14 protein-coding genes, 1 tRNA gene and 1 pseudogene are annotated in these 16,545 nt (G+C 53.2%); 7 read left to right on the top strand and 9 right to left on the bottom strand.

From position 1 onward, the window contains the following. Window positions 1-101 precede the first annotated feature (101 nt). Window positions 102-1,508, top strand: a complete 1,407-nt coding sequence (glmM, locus tag SIB80_RS03510) for a phosphoglucosamine mutase (RefSeq protein WP_063420450.1) — start codon at window positions 102-104, stop codon at window positions 1,506-1,508. Here glmM and SIB80_RS03515 read toward each other — a convergent pair. Genes SIB80_RS03515 through SIB80_RS03530 form a run of 4 tightly spaced genes read right to left on the bottom strand, consistent with a single transcriptional unit; the run spans window position 1,489 to window position 5,769 of the window. Then, complete coding sequence (locus tag SIB80_RS03515) at window positions 1,489-2,451, bottom strand: N-acetylglucosamine kinase (protein WP_063420449.1); 963 nt, start codon at window positions 2,449-2,451, stop codon at window positions 1,489-1,491. The genes glmM and SIB80_RS03515 overlap by 20 nt on opposite strands. Further along, window positions 2,448-3,767, bottom strand: a complete 1,320-nt coding sequence (locus tag SIB80_RS03520) for an IctB family putative bicarbonate transporter (RefSeq protein ID WP_063420448.1) — start codon at window positions 3,765-3,767, stop codon at window positions 2,448-2,450. Before SIB80_RS03520 ends, SIB80_RS03515 begins: the two co-directional genes overlap by 4 nt. Continuing rightward, window positions 3,767-4,477, bottom strand: a complete 711-nt coding sequence (gene trmB / locus SIB80_RS03525; protein WP_063420447.1) for a tRNA (guanosine(46)-N7)-methyltransferase TrmB — start codon at window positions 4,475-4,477, stop codon at window positions 3,767-3,769. Before trmB ends, SIB80_RS03520 begins: the two co-directional genes overlap by 1 nt. A gap of 2 nt (window positions 4,478-4,479) precedes the next feature. Then, window positions 4,480-5,769, bottom strand: a complete 1,290-nt coding sequence (locus tag SIB80_RS03530; protein ID WP_063407289.1) for an FIST N-terminal domain-containing protein — start codon at window positions 5,767-5,769, stop codon at window positions 4,480-4,482. A 70-nt stretch (window positions 5,770-5,839) separates the two neighbouring features. Here SIB80_RS03530 and SIB80_RS03535 point away from each other — a divergent pair, with 70 nt between their 5' ends. Further along, entirely contained in the window at window positions 5,840-6,451 is a 612-nt protein-coding gene (locus SIB80_RS03535; RefSeq protein ID WP_063420446.1) for a DUF3177 family protein, read from the top strand. Between the two features lie 137 nt (window positions 6,452-6,588). Continuing rightward, entirely contained in the window at window positions 6,589-6,810 is a 222-nt protein-coding gene (locus SIB80_RS03540) for a hypothetical protein (RefSeq protein WP_063420445.1), read from the top strand. A 265-nt stretch (window positions 6,811-7,075) separates the two neighbouring features. Here SIB80_RS03540 and ileS read toward each other — a convergent pair whose 3' ends face one another. Beyond that, a complete protein-coding gene (gene ileS, locus SIB80_RS03545) occupies window positions 7,076-9,982 on the bottom strand; it encodes an isoleucine--tRNA ligase (RefSeq protein WP_063420828.1) in 2,907 nt (968 codons plus the stop codon). Between the two features lie 1,242 nt (window positions 9,983-11,224). Between ileS and SIB80_RS03550 the strand changes: the two genes are divergently transcribed. Continuing rightward, window positions 11,225-11,306: transfer RNA gene (locus SIB80_RS03550), tRNA-Leu, on the top strand. A gap of 46 nt (window positions 11,307-11,352) precedes the next feature. Beyond that, window positions 11,353-12,390: a beta-carotene hydroxylase gene (gene crtR, locus SIB80_RS03555; RefSeq protein ID WP_041384673.1), complete on the top strand. Its 1,038-nt coding sequence runs from the start codon at window positions 11,353-11,355 to the stop codon at window positions 12,388-12,390. Here crtR and gatC read toward each other — a convergent pair whose 3' ends face one another. Then, window positions 12,391-12,684, bottom strand: a complete 294-nt coding sequence (gene gatC, locus SIB80_RS03560) for an Asp-tRNA(Asn)/Glu-tRNA(Gln) amidotransferase subunit GatC (protein WP_063420444.1) — start codon at window positions 12,682-12,684, stop codon at window positions 12,391-12,393. Next, a complete protein-coding gene (locus tag SIB80_RS03565; RefSeq protein ID WP_063420443.1) occupies window positions 12,681-13,469 on the bottom strand; it encodes a creatininase family protein in 789 nt (262 codons plus the stop codon). The genes gatC and SIB80_RS03565 overlap by 4 nt, the downstream gene beginning before the upstream one ends. Before the next feature lie 725 nt (window positions 13,470-14,194). Here SIB80_RS03565 and SIB80_RS03570 point away from each other — a divergent pair. Continuing rightward, on the top strand, window positions 14,195-15,010 hold the full coding sequence (locus SIB80_RS03570; protein ID WP_240953203.1) for a DUF481 domain-containing protein: 816 nt from the start codon (window positions 14,195-14,197) through the stop codon (window positions 15,008-15,010). Between the two features lie 416 nt (window positions 15,011-15,426). Here SIB80_RS03570 and SIB80_RS03575 read toward each other — a convergent pair whose 3' ends face one another. Together SIB80_RS03575 and SIB80_RS03580 are read right to left on the bottom strand one after the other, a co-directional pair. Continuing rightward, the gene (locus SIB80_RS03575; protein ID WP_169189993.1) at window positions 15,427-15,723 is read right to left on the bottom strand and encodes a Nif11-like leader peptide family natural product precursor; all 297 of its coding nucleotides are present in this window, start codon (window positions 15,721-15,723) and stop codon (window positions 15,427-15,429) included. Between the two features lie 86 nt (window positions 15,724-15,809). Next, entirely contained in the window at window positions 15,810-16,049 is a 240-nt protein-coding gene (locus SIB80_RS03580; protein WP_063420442.1) for a Nif11-like leader peptide family natural product precursor, read from the bottom strand. Between the two features lie 106 nt (window positions 16,050-16,155). Between SIB80_RS03580 and SIB80_RS03585 the strand changes: the two are divergent. Then, window positions 16,156-16,419, top strand: a pseudogene (locus SIB80_RS03585) (DNA-3-methyladenine glycosylase); the annotation flags it as partial. Between the last annotated feature and the right edge of the window lie 126 nt (window positions 16,420-16,545).

Below are 16,545 nucleotides of genomic sequence, written 5' to 3' on the forward strand. Positions count from 1 at the left end.
GGCTCCCATGCTTTAGGCGTTGAGACTGTCTTCGATCATGTCCCCTCTCGCTTGAGTCTCAGGCGCATGCCCTTTAACCTTCAGTCCACTTTTGAGACCTGATGGTCTTTGCTGCTCTTGACCCCTTAGGTGTTCCCCTCGGGACGGCCCAGGCCAGCTTCGGCACAGATGGCATTCGCGGTCGGGTCGGAACGTTGCTGACGCCTGCGTTTATTTTGCAGGTGGGCTACTGGTGTGGTCAGGTGTTGCCTGATCAAGGCCCGGTGTTGATCGGGATGGATTCCCGTAGCAGTGGGGCCATGGTGGCCTCGGCATTAACGGCTGGTTTAACCGCTGCAGGGAGGGAAGTTTGGACCTTGGGCCTATGTCCCACCCCAGCTGTGCCTGGATTAATTCGCAAGCTTGGTGCTGCAGGCGGTTTGATGGTTTCAGCAAGTCATAACCCACCTGAAGACAATGGCATCAAGGTGTTTGGGGCCGATGGTGCCAAACTAAGCCCAGCAAAGCAGGGTCTCATCGAAGCGGGGCTTCGCGGCGAGGCCATTGGTGACAAAGGTCGACCAACGATCACGAGTTGCGGCCCTGCTTATCAGCGCAACGAGCTTCTTAGCCACTATCGCGATGCCCTGCTTGCCTCAGTGCTGCATCAACGCCTGGATGGCGTGCCCATTGTGCTTGATCTCTGCTGGGGAGCGGCAACAGCCTGTGGTGCTGAGGTGTTTGCGGCCCTTGGGGCTGATCTCACTGTGTTGCATGGTGAACCGGATGGCAGGCGCATCAATGTCGGTTGTGGTTCTACCCAGCTCGAGCCGTTGCGTCGAGCTGTGATTGAGCAAGGCGCGATCATGGGCTTTGCCTTTGATGGGGATGCTGATCGGATGCTGGCTTTGGATGGACAGGGTCGCGTCGTCGATGGTGACCATGTGCTCTACCTCTGGGGATCAGACCTTCAGGATCGGCAGGCTTTACCTCAACAAAGGCTTGTGGCCACTGTGATGTCGAATCTCGGATTTGAGAGGGCTTGGCAGCAAAGAGGTGGGGTTCTTGAACGCACGCCGGTAGGTGATCAGCATGTCTATGCCGCCATGGTGGAGAGCAATGCGGCTTTAGGTGGTGAACAGTCTGGCCATATCCTTTCAGCAGCTCATGGCCTTTGTGGTGATGGTGTGCTCACTGCTTTGCAGCTTGCCACTCTCTGTCATGGCAGGGGGCTGAGTCTTGGTGAGTGGTTGGATCAGAGTTTCCAGGCGTTCCCACAAAAGTTGGTCAATGTGCGCGTTCCTGATTTGGAACGACGTATGGGTTGGCAGCAATGTGAGCCTCTGCAGGAGGCGGTCTTGGCGGCAGAATCAGCCATGGGTGAAGACGGCCGAGTCTTGGTAAGGGCGAGTGGAACGGAGCCGTTGTTAAGGGTGATGATTGAAGCGGCGGATTCTGCTGCCGTGGACTTCTGGACAGCACAGTTGGCCGACCTTGCCGAGCAACACCTCAATCGGGGTTGCGTTTGAGTTGGCGGAGTGCAAGCTGCAGAGCACCATCCAGGGCATCCCCCTGGCCTTTGATCCAGCTTGCAGTAGGCAGTCGCTTGGCAATGGCTTGCTCGATCAGCTCGCGAAAGGGTTGTAGATGTTCAAAGGCTCCGCCGTTGCCACAGATCTTGGGAGCCGATAACTCAAGGCTTTGGGCAACTCCTGCGATCGCTTCGGCGATGGAGTGGGCTGATTGTTCAAGGATTGCGATTGCATCCTTATCGCCTACCTGAGCTTCTGCAACGACGAGTGGCGCGAGTTGAGCAAATCCGGCAGCACCGAAACTGGGCTGCACAACAAGGGCTTTGATAGCTGCTGCCGATGAGCAATTGAGAGCGCGCCAGAGTTTCTCGCGGAGAGGTCGATCGGGGATACGGCCATCGGCCATGCGCAGGCTGAGCTGTAGCCCCTTTTGTCCGAGGTTTTGAGCTGAGCCACCCTCATCAAGTAGCCAACCCCAGCCGCCACAGCGTTGTTCTTTTCCTTGATTGTTTCGCCCGATGCAGATCATGCCGGTGCCACTGATCAACACAATGCCTGCGTCTTGGGGGAAGGCCCCATGCAGGGCTGTGCGTTCATCCCCAGTTGCTAGGCATTGGTTTGATGGGATGTTTAGACAACGCGCGAGCAAGTGCTGCGCTTGCTCTTGCAGTGGGGTGTCATGTTCTATTCCGCTTGCTCCGACGGCCGCTGCAGAGATCAGAGCTTTTTCAGATCTCAATCCAGCATTGCCTACAGCCTTGCTGAAGCTGCTTCGCAGTGCTTTCTCAAAGCGTTCTTCACCGTCAGAGGCGTGCAGGTGAATGACTCCGCTGCCGAGGCCCTCTGCAATCGGCAACCATTGATTTTGATGCCAGCGGCTTAGGCGGCATCGGGTTTGGGTTTGGCCTGCATCAAAGCCTGCAAGGAAAAGGCCGTTCACTCTGTCTGTTGGAGTTGCTTTTGTTCTGGCTGTGTTTGGGCCAGTGTGGCGAGGCAGAACCAGCCCACGAGTTGAACCTCAGGTCGAAAAAAAATGGTATCTGTGATGCCATGAACCGCAAGCCCAGCCATGGCGGCCAGGCTTGCTAGAGCGGGGAGGGCCAGCGGATGATTTGAGTAGAGGCCAGCGAGGCCCTTGCGCATGCTGGTAATTACTAGAGCGAGACTTGCAATGAGGCCAGCCAGTCCGGTTTCTACAAGGATTTCCAGGGGAACAGAGTAGGCACTTAGGGCGTTGAATTTGGGCTGTTGAAAGAGCGGATAGATGCTGTTGAAGGCAGCGTTGCCAGGGCCAATACCCAGCCACGGGCGTGCCTGAATCATTTCAAGGCTTGATAGCCAAACGTTGATGCGGAAGTTGTTAGAGCTGTCACTTCGCCCTGCGATCAAGCTTGTGATTCGGGTGCGGATGGGCTCAATCTGGGTTGCGGCTATCACCAGCATGGCTGTGCCTAAAACAATCACGATTAGGGGCAGCAGACGACGCCAGACGAGAGGCCAGTGGCTGGTACTGCGCAACAGCAGCAGCACCAAAATCACAGCTAGAGCCGAAAGCATGCCTAGCCATCCACCGCGGCTGAAGCTGAATAGGGTTGCTGTGATATCAAGCCCTAGAGCGACCATCGCGTAAAGCTTTGCTCCCAAGCCTTGCCATCTCAGTAGGGCTACTAAGGCCAGCGGCAGGATGGGTATGAGATAGCCGGCTAGCAGGTTGGGGTTACCAAGCGGACCATAAATTCGCACTGTCCCTGCAGCCACTGAATTGGGATCTGCCCAGTGGGCCATTTCCTCAGCAGGGGCATAGAGCTGCCTGATTGCGATCACAGAAGAGATCAGTTCGCCGGTTAGTAGGGCAGCCACCAGGCGATCCCACCAGTCGCTACTGGTGGCTAGTAGCTGTCGCATCAGTGCGTACACCCCCAGGTAGCTGATGAGTTTGATCAATCCATTGGCAGCTGCCAATGGAACGGGTGAGAACCCTGTGGCGAGACATGCAATAGCGAAAAACACAAGTAACCAGCTACTGATGCTTCCAATTCGGCCTGCTGGTGTCACGCAGCCCCAGATGATCCATAACGCTCCGGCCGCGAGGATTGTTAGTCCAAGCCCGGTTCGAGTCAGCATGGGCAGGGTTGCTAGGAGCATCATCAACAGCAACCCCGCAATCCACTGCAGGCGCATTTGCATCGCCTCAGAAGAGGGAATGCGTCCCTGCCAGCGCAGTAGAAGGGGCTGTGGGGCCGCAGTCTTAGGCATCAGCAGTCGCTATGTTTTTCTTCACTGGGATTATCGACCTGTTGCCATAAAGCTTCGAGGTTGGACAGTTCAGGAGCTTGTTGGTCGTTGCGTTGGTAGAGCCTGCGGTAAACCTGTAGGCCCTGATCGAGCACATAACGTTCTCGCTCCGTCGGCACGGGCAGTGGGTTGGCCTTTTGCCAGGCATGGGAATCATTTTTAGGACGCTCGAAACAGTTGCTTTGTTCAATCAGCATCACCATCGGCTCGATAACAGACAGCACATCACTCTGGATAAAGAGTTCACGGCCTGTTTGCAGGGCTGTTGCTAAGGCGATTAACAGGGAGGGTTGCAGCACCCTGCGCTTTTGATGACGACGTTTAAACCAGGGGTCTGGGAACTGGATGGACACCCATTGCAGCTGATCTCTAGGCAGGGCATCAAGCCATTCCTCAAGGCTCACATTGACGTTGCAGAACAAGAAGCGGAGGTTGTCGAGTTCGAGTTCTTGGCGATCCCTTTCCGCTGAAAGCACAAGCGGGTGGCGAATCTCAACACCCACATGATTCCACTCTGGTTGAAGTGGAGCCAGGCTTAATAGGAAGCCACCTCGAGCACAACCGATGTCGAGATGGAGAGGGCGGCTGGATTGCGCAAACATTTCTTCCGGGCTTGGCAGTGGCCTGGGAAGTTGGAAGAAACGGCTGAGGGGATTGACGTGCTGGCGCACACTTAGACCGATTTGGCTGGTTCCGAGGCAGAGGGGTCATGCCTAAGCAAACCCCAGCAGGCCGTGTAACCGTGAATGTGGGTAGCGCCAACGCCTCCGGCAGGGCCGATTTCACCGTTGCAGAACACTCCAGCGATAGGTAGTTCTGCCATCAGTTTGCGTGCGATGTGTACATCACCATTGGGTACGCCGTAGAGGCCATGTCCTCGCCCGAGGCAAGCCATTAATAGGCCGAAGAGAGGGGGGCTGGTATTGCGCTCTCTTGCGGCACCGAGCAGTTGCTCAGATTCTTGCCGTGAGGCCTCAGCTTCCCGCAGCTGAAATTGCACGTTTTGGCCAGCTCTTATTTGCTCGGCGACGGCAACGGCACCATTCTTGGGATCTACTCCGATCAGGTTCCTCACCAAAAAAGCTCCTTGAGGCTGAGGTGCTCCGGTTCCTGCTAACACCAGATCGCGTCGTTCTATTCCTAAAAAAAGTGAATGCCGGACCATCTCTCGTTCTTCTTCTGAGAGATCATCTAACACGCGTTGTAGGCAGGCCATCGGACTGTCCCGCTGGTTTTCGTGACTGAGCTCCAAAAGAATATTTTTTTGTACCTGTTCAATGGCGAACACAGGACCAATCGGTTTGCAACCTTGTGCGACCACGACTTCCAGATTCCAGTCGCCCCCAAAGCTGCAGCCAACGGCGCCCATGACAACGCGGTCGTCAAAGAACAGGGAGCCATGAGGTGCATTATGAGGGCCTGCAATGCCACCGAGTTTGGTCGTGGTTGGGTAGGCGTAATCCAGGCCGCTAATGAGATCATTGATGGAGCGTGAGCTGGGATCCACAAGCAGCAACATGCTGCGGGCATTGAAAGGATCAGCGCCAACCCATTCTTGCCAGTGCTGAGCTGGTCCATCTAGGTCTGGTAATGACTGGGTTTCAAGGCAGAAGGGCTTGAGAATGGCTCCTGGCAGCTGCAGCATGGTGATGCTGAGAGCAGGTTCTTTTTCGAGCTCTGAGGCATTCCCTTTGGCTGTGGTGCCAATCACGCCTCCACCGGCACACCCCAACCAGTGGGTTGCTTTCAGTCGACGCTGCAATAAAGGCAGCAATCGCTGTAGATCGCTGGCGTAGTGGGTGGAGGCAAAGACGAGTGCTAGATCGGCCGAGCTGCCCCCCGCCAGGGCTGCCGCCACCTCGTTAACCGCAGCTTCAAGGGAAGGTTGGCTGGACAATGCCGTTCGGCAGCTGGCCTGGGATGAGCTGCGTCTGAACCAATTGAGCGGAGAGAAGGGCTCCATGAATTGGACCCTAACAACACTGACGGAACTCAGGCCAGCATTGATAATGACGCCTTCACGAACCTCCTAAGTGCCTGAACTCCCCTATCGCACTCTGGTCTGGCTGACCTACCGCCTTGCGGCAATGTTTGCACTGGGCCTGCCATTTGTTTTGTTGATCTGGGCTTCGGTGCGTCGGGAGGCTTCGATGGTGCGTTTACTGACCATCTATTGGAAGATTGCCAGTTTGCTAGCCATCAGCGTGCTGTTGCTGACCGATCAAAGGCCTATTGGTTATCTGACGACCTTTCTGGCCCCCTTGTTGATGGTGGCTTCAGTTTGGTTTTGGGTAGACCTTAATGAGGAGCTTGCTGATTTACCCCCCTGGCGGCCTCTGCCATTAACGGTGCGTATTTGGCGCTGGGCTCTGAGCGGATTCGGTCTAATGGCGGCGGCTATGGCGTCAACCAGTCTTGCTTGCATGAAGGACGTTGCAGGGGCTAATTGTCCCGTCTGGCTTGAGGCTCCGCAGGGGTTGCATCGGGTTGCGGAGCGACTGTTCGATTTCGTTTTCGGTGGACAGTGGACCGAAGCGGTCGCCGCATTTATTGGTTATGTGGCCTTGGTGGCTTATGTAGTGGGCTTGCTGCAGTGGCTCCTGGTGCGACTTCCCCGTCAGGGTCGGGTTGCTGGTGAATTCTGACCCTATTGCCTTTGATGCGATAGAGGAGCTGTGAGCAAAATCACCTCGGGTCTTGCGGCGCGTCAACACAACACAGAGAACTTGCAGAGAAGCTATGTGTATCGAGGACAGGTTGTCCTCACAACCAAATCAGGACAATGACATTCGACAAAGCCGAGCTGATTCCCGACAAGCTCTTTACGCTGATTGCTGCAATTTGTATTGCTGCGGTTATCTGTGGATCACCTTCTGCAGAAGCTAATACAAATTCGAATGCAGGCCTTTCAGAGCAGGCCAGCAAAGAAGAGACATCTTTTCTATCTGGTTTGCCTGACGTTGACCCTCTGCCATTGCCAGATTCTGCTACTGGAGCTTTTTGATGGAGGCTTGATCATTGAATCCACTGCGCGATTGAATGATTTTTTGGCACCCTTTCGATGCTTTGAGTTTTGCTTTTTCAAGCAGAATGTTTAATGACTTCCGTTCTGGATGCGTGTGTGCTGCTTGTGAGCTGATGTCATCACCGCATTGACTTGGATAAGCCTCTGGATATCGCTAGGGACGCAAAGGCTCAGTGCTGATGACATTGGTGGTGCCATGGTTGTGATGGATGGGGGGATGTCGTGGAGCCCCCCCCCTTTTTTTTTATTGATGTTCGAGCACGCCCACGCAGCGACCGCAAAGGGTGGGATGTGTCTTGTGCTGGCCGACATCAGTTTCGTAGTGCCAACAACGTTCGCATTTGCTACCGCGAGCCCTGGCAACCTCGATCGTCGCCAAGGTGTTGTCCTGACTTGCCAGTAGTTCTGCCCATGGTTCACCACCTACTTGTAAGTGAGACACCAGCAACCAGTCGCGCAATCCATCCACATCGGGATCTCCTTGTTGTCTGAGCCAGTCGAGTGCTTCCTGGAGCGCTTCGCTGTGTGCTTCCAAGCGGACAGCTGCTTCAAGTGCTGCACCCAGCTCTCCTTGGCTTCGGCAGTCTTCTAGAACGCGGTTCACGGCGCTGCGCAGTTCACGTAGCTGGTGCATTGGCGCCATCATTGAGGGGTCTCGCCAGGTCTCTGGGACCGTGGGCCATCCCCTACGAAAGACAGAGTCTTCCGCTACGGAGTAGGGCAGGTTCTGCCAGATGTCTTCGGCCATATGACATAGCACTGGGGAAATGGCCCCAGCTAGACGCTCAATGATGAGAGCCATCACCGTTTGACAGCTGCGTCGGCGACGTTCGGATGGTGAGCTCACATAGAGCCGGTCCTTGGCAATATCGAGGTAGAAGTTCGATAGGTCGACCACGCAGTAGCTCTGGAGTAACTGGAAGAAGCGATAGAACTCGTAGCGATCAAAGGCCGTTGAGATCTCATCCATGACCTCAGCTGTGCGTTGCAGCATCCAGCGATCGAGTAGGGGTAGATCTTGCACGGGAATCGCGTCGCGCTCGGGATCGAAGTCGTGCAGGTTTCCCAGCAGATAGCGGGACGTGTTACGCACCTTGCGATACACATCTGCGATCTGACGCAGAATGCTGGCTCCGATCGGAACATCGGCGGAGTAATCCACAGAGCTCACCCATAGGCGCAGAACGTCGGCGCCGTAGGGAGGTTCTTGTTTCTGGTTTTTGCCACCGTCGATAATCACCGCTGGATCGACGACATTTCCTAGCGATTTGCTCATTTTCCGACCCTTCTCATCGAGGGCGAAGCCATGGGTGAGCACCTGCCGATAGGGAGCTTGGCTGTTGATGGCTACGGAGGTCAGCAAAGAAGACTGAAACCAGCCCCTGTGTTGGTCAGAGCCTTCTAGGTACAGCTCGGCAGGGTAGGCGAGGCCATCTTGTTGACTAGCAACAGCCGCCCAACTCGAGCCCGAGTCAAACCATACGTCCATCGTGTCGGTTCCTTTACGCCATCGTTTAGCTTCTTCGGCATAGGCGGGTGGCAACAGCTCGACTTCATTGCGTTCCCACCACACGTCGGCACCATGTTCTGTGATCAGGGCCTTGACATGAGCAAGTGTCTCGTCGTTCAACAGCACCTCATTGCCTTCTCGCTCGTAGAACACTGGAATCGGCACGCCCCAAGTGCGTTGTCTGGAAATACACCAGTCGCCCCGTTCTCGCACCATCGCTTCCATGCGATTGCGGCCCGAGGCTGGTAGCCACTCCACGCTGTTGATAGCTGTCAATGCTTCATTGCGGAAGCCTTCGACAGAGGCAAACCATTGTTCTGTGGCGCGAAAAATGGTGGGTTTCTTTGTTCGCCAGTCATAGGGGTAACGGTGGGCATAGGGTTCGTGCTTCAGCAGAGCACCTCTTTCCTCAAGTGCCGCAATGATGGTGGGGTTGGCGTCTTTGAGCACGTTGAGACCAGCGAATGGACCCGCCTCACTTGTCATGGTTCCGCTTTCGTCTACTGGGCAGAGCATGCCCAGGTCGTGCTTTTGGCCTGTGTTGAAGTCGTCGACACCATGGCCTGGGGCCGTGTGCACAAGACCAGTTCCCGATTCGGTGGTGATGTATTCACCGCCGATCACGATCGGACTGTCTCGATCCAGTAGTGGGTGTTTGTAGATGAGACCTGCAAGAAGGGCTCCCTTGACCGTGGCGCGAGCTGTGAGTTCCAGCGCGAGGGTGTCGCGTAACGATGGCAACAATTCAGCGGCCACTAGTAGTAGTCGACCTTGGTTGTCAACTGCAAAGGAGTAGTCGAGTTTCTCGTTGACCGAAACCGCAAGGTTGGCGGGCAGAGTCCAGGGGGTGGTGGTCCAGATTGCAATTTGCAGAGCCTGGCCGAGTTCGAGGCCGTTATTCGGCAGCTCCAGGCCCTGATTGCCAAGAGATGTGCGCAAGTTCTCGGGCAGCTTGGCTGCTGGAAAAGCAACGTAGACACTTGGGCTGGTGTGACCGTCTGGATATTCCAACTCCGCTTCAGCAAGGGCTGTACGGGAGCTGGGACTCCAGTGCACCGGCTTGAGTCCCCGATAGATGTATCCCTTTTGAAACATCGTGCCGAACACTTGGATTTGGGCGGCTTCGTATTCCTTCTGGAGCGTTAGGTAGGGATGCTCCCAGTCGGCCCAGATGCCCCAGCGGCGGAAGCCTGCCATTTGGCTGTCCACTTGCTTGCGTGCAAAGGCTGCAGCTTTCTTGCGCAATTTCAGTGGTGTGAGTGCTTCGCGCTGCTCCTGATTGAGGTTCTGCAACACCTTCAGTTCGATCGGAAGGCCGTGGCAGTCCCAACCGGGCACGAAACGCACTTGACGGCCACGCAAGATTTGATGCTTGTTGATGATGTCTTTGAGCACCTTGTTGAGGGCATGGCCCATATGCAGGGCTCCATTGGCGTAGGGCGGCCCGTCATGAAGGGTGAAGTTTTGGCCCTGATTGTTCAGGCCAAGCTCTAAATCAATGCCTTGTTGCTTCCAGAACTCTTGTAACTCTGGTTCTCGTTGGCTTGCATTGGCGCGCATGCCAAAGCTGGTTTGCAAAAGGTTGAGAGTGTCCTTGTAAGAGGTTCGTGCAACACCATCCGGTTGTTTTCCCTGGGTCACGGTGTCACTGCAGCAGGAGAGATTATCAATGGAAGGCTGTGTCGATTCAGTTTTTACCGCTGTTGTCTCTTGAATGTCTTCAGTGTCTGAAGTTGTGTCTGGCTCGCTATCTGTTGGGGCCTTGGCGGGAGTCACCTGGAGGATGTCTTTGGGCTGTTGGGCTTGAGATGGCTGTTGAGTTTGAGTTGGCTGTTGAGCTTCAGTTGGCTGTTGGTCAAACGTTTGCTGTGGCGTTGAAGTCTGCTGCTGGCTTGCTTTCGGCTCTGGGCGTTCTCGAACCTTTGCTTCAGGGTGTGTTGAGTTTTTAGGGGAGTCAGTTTTGCCAACGTCAATAGTTTGTTTGCTCTTAGCGGGTTGCTGATCTTCTGATCGTTGTTCAGTGGTCTGCTTGGGGGCTACCGATGTCTTGAGGCTGGTATTGGCTGAAGCCGAAGAACTTTCTTTAGGTTCAGAGTTTGTTTTTGCTTGATCGGCTGCTGCCGCCTCGGTTGACACCGCTGGGGGAATGTTGATGGCTTGTTGATTTGCTGATGAAGGTTGGCTTGTAGATGGCTGTTGCTCAACAGCTGGTGCTGCGTCTTGGTCGGCGGTTGGTTCAGGTCGCACCCATTTTTTCTTGCTTGCGTTTGCTTTTGGCCGCACCCGTTCGATCAACCCGTTGAGCCTGTCACCGATGCTTGCCAGTGAGGCAAACAGTTCTTTGAAACTCTCAGTGGTGAGAGGTTCAGGGCTTTCTCCTGATTCAGGGCTGGGTTCAGATCCCTCCGCTGATGTGATCTCGTTGGCCAAAGCTGAGTCTTGGTCTGCGTTGGGTTTTGGCCGCAGCCGTTCCATCAATCCCTTGAGGGTGCTGCCCAGGTTTGCGATAGAGGCGCCTAGTTGCTTGAGGCTGGTGGTCCATCGCTCACGAGAAATTAGCCCTTGCTGATCATCCGAGCTGAGTTGTTGCCATCGGTTTTGGGCGACTTCCACCCCGAGCCTGCTCACGAGTAGTGCGCCACAGATCACTGCCAGCATTGGGGGCCCCTGCAAGCGGTCGCTGCTGGTGATCAGCCCCAGCCCCAGCATGAGCACCACAGCTCCCCACAGTCCGTCACGGGGGCGACTGAGTTCAGTGGCAAGCAGCGGTAGCAGGAGTACTGCCAGGCCGAACAGGAGAGAGAACTCCCCGAGGAGGGTGGCCAGCATCTTTGGCACAACGGTGTAGGTCCATTCTGGAGTGGTGTTTAGAGTTCAGTACGTGCCCATCTGGCGGAATTGGTAGACGCGCTGGTTTTAGGTACCAGTGGCTTAGGTCGTGGGGGTTCAAGTCCCCCGGTGGGCATCCTTTTTAAAGCCCCTGGTTTGATCAGGGGGTATGTTTCCATTTGATGACTCAGGTACTCTCCAACCCGGATCCTGTTGAGGCTGAAGCCAGCTCCAAGTCGGCCTCTCAACAGCTAACGGTGCCGAAGGAGTACCTCGATCCGCCTTCCCCTTGGAATCCCACGGTGGGATTGTTCCTGGGCGGTTATGGCTTGGCGGCTCTAACGATTTGGCAGTGGTGTTTTGGTGATTGGCCTTTACAAGTTCTGGTGGCATTGGCGTTTTTCGCCTTGCATATGGAAGGCACTGTGATCCATGACGCTTGTCATAAGGCGGCTCATCCGAATCCTTGGATTAATCAGTTCATGGGTCATGGTTCAGCAATTTTGCTGGGCTTTAGTTTTCCTGTGTTCACAAGAGTGCACCTTCAGCATCACTCACATGTGAATGACCCCAACAATGATCCGGATCACATTGTCAGCACTTTTGGCCCGCTTTGGTTGATTGCGCCGCGGTTTTTCTATCATGAATATTTCTTCTTTCAACGACGCTTATGGCGTCGCTTTGAGCTGATGCAGTGGGGGCTTGAGCGCGGTTTGTTTGTTTCGATTGTGATCGCTGGTCTTCATTTTGACTTCATGAATTTTGTTTATAATTGTTGGTTTGGCCCTGCCTTAATGGTTGGGGTCACCCTGGGCCTTTTCTTTGACTATTTGCCCCATCGTCCCTTTACTGCAAGGGACCGTTGGCATAACGCCAGAGTGTATCCAAGCAGGATGATGAATTGGTTAATTATGGGTCAGAATTATCATCTTGTTCATCATTTATGGCCTTCTATTCCCTGGTTTGAGTATAAGCCGGCCTACGAAGCAACAAAACCTCTATTGGATGCCAGGGGATCACCTCAGCGACTCGGATTTTTTGAAAGCAGATCCGATGGATTTAATTTTCTCTATGACATCGTTTTGGGTGTCCGTAGCCATACAACACGTCGTAGCAAGATGCGTCCACTAGCCAAATTGATTCCCAGCCGCCGCTGGCGGCGACGTTGGATTGGTTTGTTGCATCGCACTGCTGTCTTGCCAGAACCGAAGAAACGTTGATTATTCGGCCAAAATTTTTGGCACTCTGAAGAAGTTGCCTTCGCGTTGAGGGGCAAGATTTAGAAGTTCTTCGCGTACTGGTGTCTCAAAGACCTCGTCAGTACGCGTTACATTCACCACTTCTACTGCTCGCGTGGTGGGTTTTACGTTCGTGGTATCAATTTCGTCAAGCTGGGCCACGTAAGCAAGGATTTTCTCTAGTTGCTCTGTATAGGTTGCGATCTGATCATCTGGCAGGTCTAGGCGAGCTAGCTGGGCCACTTTGCGTACGTCTTTGGCGGTGATCTTGCTCATGCTGCGCTAAGGAAGCTTGTTAGATCTTCGCTCAACGCGGTAGCCGCTGTCTCTAGTAATGAGGCACCATGCTCTGGCTTAGCGAGATAGGGGTTGGAGCCCATGCGGCCATCCGGATGCCGTCGGCGGAAATCCTCCGGGCCGTGGATCGGTCCTGCAGGGGCTGGCTCTGGTAGAGGCAGCTGTTTGCTTAGCAGACTGGGTTCTATGTACAAGGTGAGAGCAATTTCGCTGGGAGTGGCGTGCTGGCCTTCTTGATCGCCATATAACTCTCTGGCTGCGTGAAAGACAGAGCCCGCCATAAACCAGTTGGCCAGTTTGCATCGCAGTTTGGATGCTACGGGCAGGTCGTTGCTGATGGCGCTGCTGTAGGCCTGGGCAAAGGCGGCTTTAGTGGTGGCGATATTGCCGCCATGCCCGTTGATCACAAAGATCCGCTCGAAGCCATGGTTGGCAAGGGATATCACGAGATCGTGGATCAATGCGAGCAAAGTGGCGGGTTTTAAGCTCATCGTTCCGGCGAAACCGAGATGGTGTTCAGCCATCCCGAAGGCTTGGGTCGGTGTGACAAGCACCCCTGTGCGACGGCCGACTTCAAGAGCTACTGCTTCAGCGGTGAGTGCATCGGTGCCAATTGCGCCAGTGGGTCCATGTTGTTCGGTGGAGCCAAGTGGCAGGATCACGCCTTTGCAATGGTTCAGATAGTCGTCCACTTCTGGCCAGCTACGCAGGGCTAGGCGAATGGAGTCGACGCTGCTGACGGCGCCGGGCAGGGTGGAAGACATGATGGGGAGGGATGCTTTGACGAGGGCTTATTGGGTGCTGCTGTTGAACCAATGGTCTTGTTGTTGCAGAACTTGGGTTCTGAACAACAGCATGGCGGCCACGCAAAAAATGTGTAGCTCAATCAGAGGACGCTTTAGTTGCTGATGCTTTTCAAGCTGCCTGTAGGGCGTAAAAACCTTGGCTCAGTTGTTCAAGGAAGCGGATCGATCAGAGATTCAAGCTTTGGATGAAGGTGTTGGCGATATTAATCAACGGTAAGAGAGGGAATCAGAGCTCTCACCGCAGATTGTGAAGCCATGGATTCTTTCGGTAGTTGATGGCTCAAGAGCGTTTGCCCTAATTGGTTCTCTCTTATAATGGTTTGTTCCAGATTTATTTGCCGTGCTGGGGCCTATTGCTTGTGGTTTTAGTTGAATATTTAAGGACAATTCTTTTGAATCTAATTCAGATTGCTACAGGAGTGGAATCAGATTTTGGGCTGATAGTGAACATATGAACTAGCTGTATAAGGGCTAGTCTCTGAGCTTAGAAGGCTTACATTAGAGGTATTTTCGTTTATAATATTGACTGCGCTCTTCTCCTGCCTTTGGCCTATCTGTCATCCTTGCTGGCCAAGAGTGTTTATGCTTTTGTTGCCATTGGTGCAATGATTGCCCCTCAATATGCACGAGCTTAAAATCTTACATTGACACTGATTAATGGAGATGTGGTCAGTGGCGAGTACTTGCCAGAAGAAAGCAGCAATAAGGTGAAAGTCCTTCTTAGTCCTTATTTTGATCGTATAGATATTGATGCCTCTTTGATTCAACCAGAGCCCACTCCATCGCGATGGCTCAGTTCGGTTGACGTAGGTATTGATGGATCGAATACGGGAGATGATTTGTCATTTGGCTATTCTCTTTCGGCTTCCACTCGTTTCAAGGGCATGGATCATGAGTTGAATGCTTCGGCGAGCTTTGACTTTGATAAGAGTGTAGATGCTGAAAGTGTTTCAGCGATTGACACCAATCAAGGCGCATTCTCTATTAGCTATGACAGAATTTTATCTTCTCCTAAATGGAGTACATATGCCTCCACGGATTACACTTACAATGCACTCAATGATGTTGGTGTTAACACGAATGTTTTTTCAGTTGGTGTTGGCTATAAGGTTTTAGATAATAAGAAATTATCTTTAAGAGTCTCTTTAGGCCCTTCTCTGATCTGGTTTGATGGTGGCTCTGGTTGCAACACAGGCGATTACGTTTCGGATGGAATTGCTTTGGAAAAATACTGCGGTGAGATCATTCCATCTGGAACAATCGGGGCTGCCATAGAATGGGATGTGAATGAGAAATTTCGGCTGTCAATTAAAGATCAATTGACAGGATCATTCGTCAATGGCATGGCGGCAGGGAATGATTTGAGTGGTACGCTAAAGTTTTTCCCTTCCAAAGACTCTAAATTTTATATGTCTTTAGTGGCTCGGCTAATTTATAGCGCTCTTCAATCACCTGATATTAACAATACATTTAACTCTAAGCTTGGCACAGAGTTTTAATTCTTCTAGAAACAATAGGAAGTGAGTTGCACGAGGACAGCAACAGCAACTCCCATTTTCATTTGATGTGCGGCTCAATCAAATTCCAGAGGAGTGGCATCAAGTTGCGGTGAGATTTAGAAGGGCAAATGGCATCCGTGATGGTGATAGGGAGCGAAGGTTTTGGCAGTTGCTTTGAGGGAATATGAATAGATGCAGGGCTAAAGAATGCTGAGGCTTTATTTGCTCTGCCTTGTATTTTTTGTGGATGGATTAGGCGACTGGATGTGTGAAGGCTATGACTATTTTGTTATCAGTGGTGCCAGGTATTGAAGGCTGATTTGTGGGCTGTTTGGGGTGATTGAAGAAATAAAAAGCCCCTGCGGTTGCAGGGGCTTTGATGAGTAGGCTCACATCGGTCTAAGGCTAAGCCTAGTTCAGAGTAAATCTTCCTTGACAGCAGTATCTAGCATTACGCCGTCCTTGACAGCGCCTAGACTCCCAATACAAGTCCCCCCAGCCACGCCTTCCAGCTCTTCTTCAGAAATCTCTGATTTGTAAGTTAGCAAAATCTCTGATTGAGCCATCTTCAAGTCGTCAGCAGAAATCATAAATCCCGCCTCTTTCGCAATCGCAAGAACTGCGTCTGAATCAGCAGCGACTTTCAGCTTTTCCTGAAGATTGGAATCACCTTTGACCTTTTCAAGGAAGGCTTTCAGTTGCTCTTCTGACATGGGTATGAGGTCTGTCCTGGAGTCATAGCAACGGCCTGCTGCAGCGTCTTTGGCTAATAATTACTGCGCTCAATCGCTTAATAGGGCTAACAGTGGCTTTGACGAGTTTGACACTGAAGTTGTATATGGATCCAACCCGCCCCCCCAGCTACGCCTTCCAGTTCCTCTTCACTGAGCTGGCTGATCTTGTCAGCGGTGAATTCATGTCCGTATTCCTTGGCGATAGATACAACATCTTCAGATGACTTTGCTGCTTTTAATTTGTCCTGAAGCATGGTGTCGCCTTTGACCTTCTCAAGAAATGCTTTGAGCTGTTCTTCTGACATCTGAGAGTAAGGGTTTGGTTCATTTCATTATCTCTTCTGCAAGCAGCGTTGTCAGACTTCGGTGAAGAAGGTTGCCGCTCCAGCCACTCCCATAGCCACCCAGCCCATCACCCAGGCTTTCCCAGCTCTGCCCCTTGAGCTCTTCTGCCGCCCAGCAGAAGTTGTTGCACCTGAGCTGGTGGGCTGCAGATTGGTGAAACACCAAGACGACGGCAGCTTGCTTTGGGGCGTGATTGTGGAAACGGAGGCGTATTCGCAGGATGAGCCTGCTTGCCACGGCTATCGCAGACGATCACCGCAGAACGAGACGCTGTTTGGAGAGCCCGGTCGTTTCTACGTGTATGTGAGCTATGGCATTCACAACTGCGTGGAACGAGCCCAGGGGTCAAGTAGCACGAGCTGAGCTGAAATTTTAGCGGTAGCTCAGGGCTCCCAGCCAACCGCCAAGCCACTTCCAGAAAAATTCCCACATTTTTCGTCTAGAGGGTTCCCCCAG

Source organism: Prochlorococcus sp. MIT 1327 (assembly GCF_047304785.1).
GTDB classification, from domain to species: domain Bacteria; phylum Cyanobacteriota; class Cyanobacteriia; order PCC-6307; family Cyanobiaceae; genus Prochlorococcus; species Prochlorococcus marinus_D.

Coding starts and splice junctions, on each gene's coding strand:
- SIB80_RS03540 (WP_063420445.1), top strand. CDS start 6,589: ATGACATTCGACAAAGCCGAGCTGATTCCCGACAAGCTCTTTACGCTG.
- SIB80_RS03565 (WP_063420443.1), bottom strand. CDS start 13,469: ATGTCTTCCACCCTGCCCGGCGCCGTCAGCAGCGTCGACTCCATTCGC.
- crtR (WP_041384673.1), top strand. CDS start 11,353: ATGACTCAGGTACTCTCCAACCCGGATCCTGTTGAGGCTGAAGCCAGC.
- SIB80_RS03520 (WP_063420448.1), bottom strand. CDS start 3,767: ATGCCTAAGACTGCGGCCCCACAGCCCCTTCTACTGCGCTGGCAGGGA.
- gatC (WP_063420444.1), bottom strand. CDS start 12,684: ATGAGCAAGATCACCGCCAAAGACGTACGCAAAGTGGCCCAGCTAGCT.
- SIB80_RS03580 (WP_063420442.1), bottom strand. CDS start 16,049: ATGTCAGAAGAACAGCTCAAAGCATTTCTTGAGAAGGTCAAAGGCGAC.
- SIB80_RS03530 (WP_063407289.1), bottom strand. CDS start 5,769: ATGGAGCCCTTCTCTCCGCTCAATTGGTTCAGACGCAGCTCATCCCAG.
- glmM (WP_063420450.1), top strand. CDS start 102: ATGGTCTTTGCTGCTCTTGACCCCTTAGGTGTTCCCCTCGGGACGGCC.
- SIB80_RS03575 (WP_169189993.1), bottom strand. CDS start 15,723: ATGTCAGAAGAGCAACTGAAAGCCTTCCTTGAAAAGGTCAAAGGTGAT.